The sequence below is a fragment of the Collinsella sp. LCP19S3_H3 genome (genome assembly GCF_052119145.1).
Classification (GTDB): domain Bacteria; phylum Actinomycetota; class Coriobacteriia; order Coriobacteriales; family Coriobacteriaceae; genus Collinsella.
The window spans coordinates 194,188-200,187 of the sequence record NZ_JBQKFW010000003.1; the positions used below are offsets into that span (position 1 = coordinate 194,188).

Below are 6,000 nucleotides of genomic sequence, written 5' to 3' on the forward strand. Positions count from 1 at the left end.
CGGCAGAGGGCTGGGGTAGCTAATTTGGGACGGGGCTCTTTTAGCTACCCAACAGTGAGCGAACGCCTCGAGATGATTTTTCTGGGACGGGGATTAAAAAATCATTGCGTACCTAATGATTTTTTAATCCCCGTCCCAGAAAAATCATCGAGCAGGCAGGGTAGCTAAAAGAGCCCCGTCCCAAATTAGCTACCTCTGGGATGCGGCTAGCGCTTGCGGGGGACGAGCTTGGTGCGACGCAGATGGATCATCTCGGCGGCGATGGAGATGGCGATCTCTTCGGGGTCCTCGGCCTGAATGGCAACGCCTATCGGCAGGTGCAGCTCGTCGATCTGGTCCTGCGTAAAGCCCTCCTGCTCCAAGCGAGCCCGCACAAAGGCCGTCTTGCGGCGCGAACCCAGGCAACCCAAATAGGCGGGCTTGGCGCGCAAGGCCTGAATCACCACATCGATATCGGACTTGTGGCCCGCCGTGGCGACGACTACCAGATCACGCGGACCGATGGGACACGACTCGTCCAGGTTCTTGTAGTCGACCAGACGACGGTCGTAGACGCCGGGTACCCATTCGGGCGTCAACGTGCCGGGGCGGTCATCGCACGCCACGACGGCAAAGCCCGCCGCCCTGAGCACGCGCGCCGTCGCGGCGCCCACGTGACCGCAGCCAAAGATGTATGTCAGGCCCTCGGGGCAAAGCGTCTCGATGTGCGCCGGGGGAATCTCGGAGGCGGCGTTGGTGTAGGTGACCTTACTCCCCTCTTCCGTCAGCGAAAGCCCGGGGCAGCCGGCAATGGTGCGGCGCGACTCCTCGCCATGGTATTCGGCAGCGTCGCTTTCGAGCGCGCTTGCGATAAACGGTTCAAAGTCGATGACAAAGTCGCCGATGCGTCGATACGCCAAGACGTCGGCAACCGACTGGAACAACGGCGCCTGCGATACATCCAAGTGCAGATAGCACAGGCAGATGGCTCCGCCGCAGATCATGCCGGTATCGGAGTTCTCGCCGCCCATGGTGTAGCGGACCAGGCGCGACTGCCCTGCGGCCAACAGCTCGCGCGCCTCGTCCAGCGAAAGGAGCTCAATCTTACCGCCGCCGATGGTACCCGCTTGGCTGCCATCGGCAAAGACCGCCATCCAGGCGCCCACGCCGCGCGGCGATGACCCTGCCGTGCCGGCCACTACCACCAGCTCGCACGTCTTACCGGCCTTCAGAGCGCCAAGCGCAGCATTCACCACATCGAGCTTTTCCATCGTCGCTTCCTATCCCCTAAAAACGTCGGTGAACATGGCGAGCGCCTCGAGTACGCCGCCGCCGACCGACGTCGCCTTGTCCGAAATATAGTTGATATAGCTGGCATCGCCGCGCGGGTCGACATCGGCACATTTAAAGCCCTCGGTCACCAGAACGCCGTCGGCCAAAAGGCCGCGCAAGCAGCCGTCAATCTGCGTGACCATGGGCGCATCGCCCGCATACCCAATCACATCGCCGGCACTCACGATGTCGCCAATCACATGGTCGGACCTAAACACACCGGCGGCGGGGCTGTGGATAACGCGCTCCTTGCCATACCCGGCGATGACACCCGGCACGCCCGTATTGGGCTGGGGCGAGCCTTGGGTGATGACGCGGCCGAGGAAATGCCCACGCATGGTCTCGACCACAGCATCGCAATCGACCGGCGCGGTAAAGCCCGGCCCCACGGCGATGACGACAGGCGCCATATCGCGCGTGGTGCCCAAGTTGCGCTTGGCCAGGATCGCGTCGACCACGGCAGCGGGCTTAAGTTCGCCGAGCATCTTGGCCTGGGGATCCACCACAACGGCGACATCTCCGGCCTGGGTAATTGCAAGCGCCTCTGCCGGCGTCTGCGCCAAGCGGGCGCGAATGCCCTCGACCTGAACCTCGCCCAGGCGAATGGCCTCGCAAAAACTGATCGTGCGACGGATACACGTGGGAACCGCGATATCGGCCATGACAACCGACACGCCGGCGCGCACCAAACGGGCGGCGACGCCCGTGGCGATATCGCCGGCGCCGCGAACATAAACGAGCATTTTCGGGGCACCTCCCTGTGCTACGGTTTGAGCAGAGCAAAAGCGGTTCGACCGCTACTCTGATGATTATTTATTATCACAGTATTATACGGCGGTGAACAGATGGAAACGACGAGCGGAAACCTTGCCTCCGCGCTCAAGCTCGAGCCGGGCATCACCGCAATTATCGGCAGCGGCGGCAAGTCGACCTTGCTCAAGGCGCTCGGCCTTGAGCTTATGCGCGCGGGCGGCCGCGTGCTCCTCTGCACCACCACGCATATGTTTCCCGTCGCCGGCGTGCCATGGGACGGGTCGAGTCGTCGCCTGGACGCCGCACCTTGGAAGCCGGGCGCCTCACATGTCCCCGGTTGCACCTGCGAGGCCTGCACGGGCCTTGCGCGGGGAAGCATCTGCCAAGCAGGTGTCTTGGACCCCGAGACGGGCAAGCTCTCTGCCCCCGCCGAGCCGCTCGGCGAGCTAGCACAGCGCTTTAACTACGTCTTGGCCGAGGCGGACGGCAGCAAGCGGCTCCCGCTCAAGGCCCACGCCGCCTGGGAGCCGGTGATTCCCTCTGGCACGGCCAACATCGTCTGGATCGTTGGCGCCTCGGGGCTCGGCAAGCCCATCAACGAAGCCGTCCACCGCCCCGAGCTCTTTTGCGAGCGTTGCGGCTGCGAGCTCACCGATACCGCCACGCCCGAGCACGTCGCCCAGGTGCTCAATGCCGAGATGCAGGCGCTGGGACTCTGCACCGCACGCGTCATGCTCAACCAAGTCGACGCGCTCAGCGACCCCACGATGGCCGACCGCTTTGAGGCTGCCCTCGGCCGCCCCGTCGTCGCCACCACCCTCCAGGGGTAGCTAATTTGGGACGGGGCTCTTTTAGCTACCCCATGTTGAGAGAAAAACCATCAGGTAGGCAGGGTAGCTAAAAGAGCCCCGTCCCAAATTAGCTACCCTGGCGGCACCCCCTGCTAGCGAGGCGCGTAGCAGGCCGCAACGTGTTCTGAGACGCGGCGCTGGCCCTTGGCGGTGTCGACATCCCACAGCTCGTAGGCACGTGCCTCGACCAACTGGATATCGGCACGGCCGCGCAGCAGCGACGATCCGCCGTCCTTGCCCTTAAGCCCCATAAGGTTAGGAAAGAAGCTCGCGGGGAACAGCACCGGAGAGGCCGGCTCGCCGTTCAGGGCAAGACGCACGGGCGCGACACCGCCGTTGGCCTTAAAAGCACCGGCGAGTGCCTCAAAGGAATCCGAACTCACGAGCGGCTGGTCGCCCGGCAAAAAGAGGCAGCCCCTCCAATCGCGATCGGCTCCCCAAGTAAGGCCGGCGCGCACGCTCTCGCTCCTGAGCGCGCCATCATGCAGCACGCACGGGCAATGCTTGTCCTCGCAAATCTGAGCAACCTCGGGCCAACGCGTCGAAACCACAACGTCAAAGCCCCGGGGAACCGAATCGATGGTCCGGGCAATCAGCGGCTCGCCATAGATATCGGCAAGCATCTTGTTAGAGCCAAACCGCTTGCCCTCGCCCGAAGCCATAATGACGCAACCAAGTTTCATGGCGATACCTCCCCTGAAGCCATCGTACCCATAACGCGCGTCGCGGGGCATCTACATCGAAAGCGCTTATCCCGCACGCCCACGATGCAAAAAGGGGGCACCCCGCCGGTTGGCAGAGCGCCCCCTTTACATGGCTTACCTCAACCCGGCTTTAGGCCTGGAACCAACGGACGGCGTTGCGCTCATAACGCAGCGGCACTTTCGTTATTTGCGAACAAGTGGGGTTTATGGCAAAGTGTGCCCAAACTAATTTTTAGGAAGGCACCCATGACCCCCGCACAGATTGAGTTTTATAAGCGCCTTGCACACGGCCTGGCGCTCCAGTTTGGCCCCAACTGCGAAGTCGTCGTCCACGACCTGGAGACCGAGGACGTGGATCACTCCATCGTAGTGATCGAAAACGGCCATGTAAGCGGGCGCAAACTGGGTGACGGTCCCAGCCATATTGTGTTTGAGTCCATGCACGAGGACACCACCGACGTGCACGACCGCGAGCCATACCTCACCAAAACCGCCGACGGCAAGCTGCTTAAGTCCTCGACCATCTTTATCCGCAACGACGAGGGCAAGCCTGTCGGCATTTTGGGCATTAACTTTGACATTACGCTCATGAAAGCTTTTGAGCGCTCGCTCGATGCCTTTACCGGCACCGACGGCACGGGCTACACCGAGCCCGAGCCCATTACCAAAACCATCGGCGACTTGCTCGAAGATCTGCTGCGCGAGTGCGAGCAATACGTGGGCAAGCCCGCAGCCCTTATGACCAAAGATGAGCGCATTCGCGCCATTGGCTACCTCGATCGTCGCGGCGCCTTCCTCATTTCCAAGTCGAGCGAGCGTGCCTGCAAGTTCTTTGGCATCTCTAAGTACAGCTTCTATAGCTACCTCAACGAGGCAAAGGCTGCCGCCGGCGACAAGTAGGCAACTCGGCCGGATCGCCCTCCCCTTTTGGGCGCGAGTTCTGGAATGCACGAATCCAAGACTCGGCCGCAAGGCAAGTTCCATATAATCGATGAGATAGACAGTTCGAAAGGATGGAACAAGATGGGGTCGAACAACGCATCGCGCAACGGCCACGGAGGCTTCGCTTCTGCCGCCAGGCATGCGAAACGCGCGTTTGACGAGGGCGAAGACGATCTGTTTGCGTTGAGCCTCGACGACGTGATGAGCGATCGCCCCTGGACAGCCGACGAGCACATGAGCGGCAAAACCCATTCGGCAGGCGATCCTTCCGAGACGGCATCGTTTATCGCCGCGGCGCAGCATCTTGCGCCCGAACCGCCCGTTGCAGATTTCGACGACTTTGCGACCCGTCAGTTTGCCTTCGATTCCTGGGCTGATGCCGATCTGGACGAAACATCTGCCGGCGCGCCGACGCTCGGCGAGCCGGTAAATCCGCTTGTCGCCGCGTCCGCTTCCGAATACGAGCCGGACGACCATGCGCAAGCTATACCCACATCCTCATACACCGATAGCCACACTGATAACGACGATTATTATGGCGACTACTACGCCGCGGAAGAGGTGCCGCGCTTTTTGGATTTCAATCCAGTAGCAAAGATTATCTTTATAGCGATTGTCGTGGTGCTACTTGGGGTCATTGCGTTTGAGGGATTCCAGCTGTTCCGCAGCCCCGTCGAGTCCGAATCGGCAACGCAGCAAAAAGAGGACGAGAGCAACGACTACCTCGACGTCAACAACCTCAAGGGCGACCCCAACGACGGGGACGAGTAGCGGGGGCTGAGGGCGGCTGAAGCGTCCATATGTAGCACCAGCTTCTACGTGCTGTTTTGTTATCCAGTTACACTTTTCCAGATGTTGAGACCGTCAGATTCGACACTTTTCCGTACTTTTGAGGTGCCAATTCCGACACTTTTCCGTACTTTCTTACGGCCGATTTCGACACTTATCCGAATACAGGTCGAATATTCGCCGCGTAATCAAGCGCCGTCTGCACATCATTTCGCAGGCGGCGCTTGATTTGTGTCCGCGCGCGCTGATAGACTCCATCGTGCCCGCAAGGAGCGGGCGCGTTTTATCCAGAGTCGGGGTAGAGAGTTGGCTCCACGATCCCGACGCCAACCGGCCAAGAGGCACGGTGGCCCTGCCAACATCGATGAAAGGAGTCCGTATGGACAATTTCTCTGTGCGCAGTGAGCGCAATTTCCACAACCTGGCAGCCAAGCCAAAACGAATGCATCTTCTAGACGAGCCGAACGGCTATGCCTCGGCCATGGTCAAGAACAGCCTCTCCCACCAGATGCGCTTTACGGTACAGAAGCTCGAGGAAGTGTTGATGTTCACTAAGAAGTGGTCCGAGTGATCACTGGGAAATGAGCACCGTGAGCACGAAAAATTGAGCAGTTTAAGCAAGAGGGCCGCGCCCCGGGGACCGGGGGCGC

The 6,000-nt window shown here is 60.8% G+C and carries 7 protein-coding genes and 1 riboswitch; of the genes, 4 read left to right on the forward strand and 3 right to left on the reverse strand.

The window, feature by feature from the left end; translation table 11 throughout:
- Positions 1-206: 206 nt before the first annotated feature.
- The gene (locus ACTQZF_RS02710; protein WP_441554493.1) at positions 207-1,250 is read right to left on the reverse strand and encodes an XdhC family protein; all 1,044 of its coding nucleotides are present in this window, start codon (positions 1,248-1,250) and stop codon (positions 207-209) included.
- Between the two features lie 9 nt (positions 1,251-1,259).
- Positions 1,260-2,054: a selenium-dependent molybdenum cofactor biosynthesis protein YqeB gene (gene yqeB, locus ACTQZF_RS02715; protein ID WP_441042533.1), complete on the reverse strand. Its 795-nt coding sequence runs from the start codon at positions 2,052-2,054 to the stop codon at positions 1,260-1,262.
- Positions 2,055-2,156: 102 nt separating this feature from the next.
- Between yqeB and yqeC the strand changes: the two genes are divergently transcribed.
- Positions 2,157-2,894, forward strand: coding sequence for a selenium cofactor biosynthesis protein YqeC (yqeC, locus tag ACTQZF_RS02720; RefSeq protein WP_441554494.1), 738 nt, complete (start codon positions 2,157-2,159; stop codon positions 2,892-2,894).
- Positions 2,895-3,007: 113 nt separating this feature from the next.
- Here the strand turns inward: yqeC and ACTQZF_RS02725 are convergent, their stop codons facing one another.
- Positions 3,008-3,598, reverse strand: coding sequence for a nucleotidyltransferase family protein (locus ACTQZF_RS02725; protein ID WP_441554495.1), 591 nt, complete (start codon positions 3,596-3,598; stop codon positions 3,008-3,010).
- Positions 3,599-3,865: 267 nt separating this feature from the next.
- On the opposite strand from ACTQZF_RS02725, the gene ACTQZF_RS02730 reads away from it, so the two are divergent.
- From ACTQZF_RS02730 to ACTQZF_RS02740, 3 genes are all read left to right on the forward strand, one after another.
- Positions 3,866-4,519 (forward strand): helix-turn-helix transcriptional regulator, encoded by a 654-nt coding sequence (locus ACTQZF_RS02730; RefSeq protein ID WP_441554496.1) that lies wholly within the window; start codon positions 3,866-3,868, stop codon positions 4,517-4,519.
- 123 nt (positions 4,520-4,642) lie between these two features.
- Positions 4,643-5,332, forward strand: coding sequence for a hypothetical protein (locus ACTQZF_RS02735; RefSeq protein WP_441554497.1), 690 nt, complete (start codon positions 4,643-4,645; stop codon positions 5,330-5,332).
- Positions 5,333-5,630: 298 nt separating this feature from the next.
- A riboswitch (SAM riboswitch) is annotated at positions 5,631-5,721 on the forward strand.
- A gap of 8 nt (positions 5,722-5,729) precedes the next feature.
- A complete protein-coding gene (locus ACTQZF_RS02740) occupies positions 5,730-5,921 on the forward strand; it encodes a hypothetical protein (protein WP_441554498.1) in 192 nt (63 codons plus the stop codon).
- Positions 5,922-6,000: the final 79 nt, after the last annotated feature.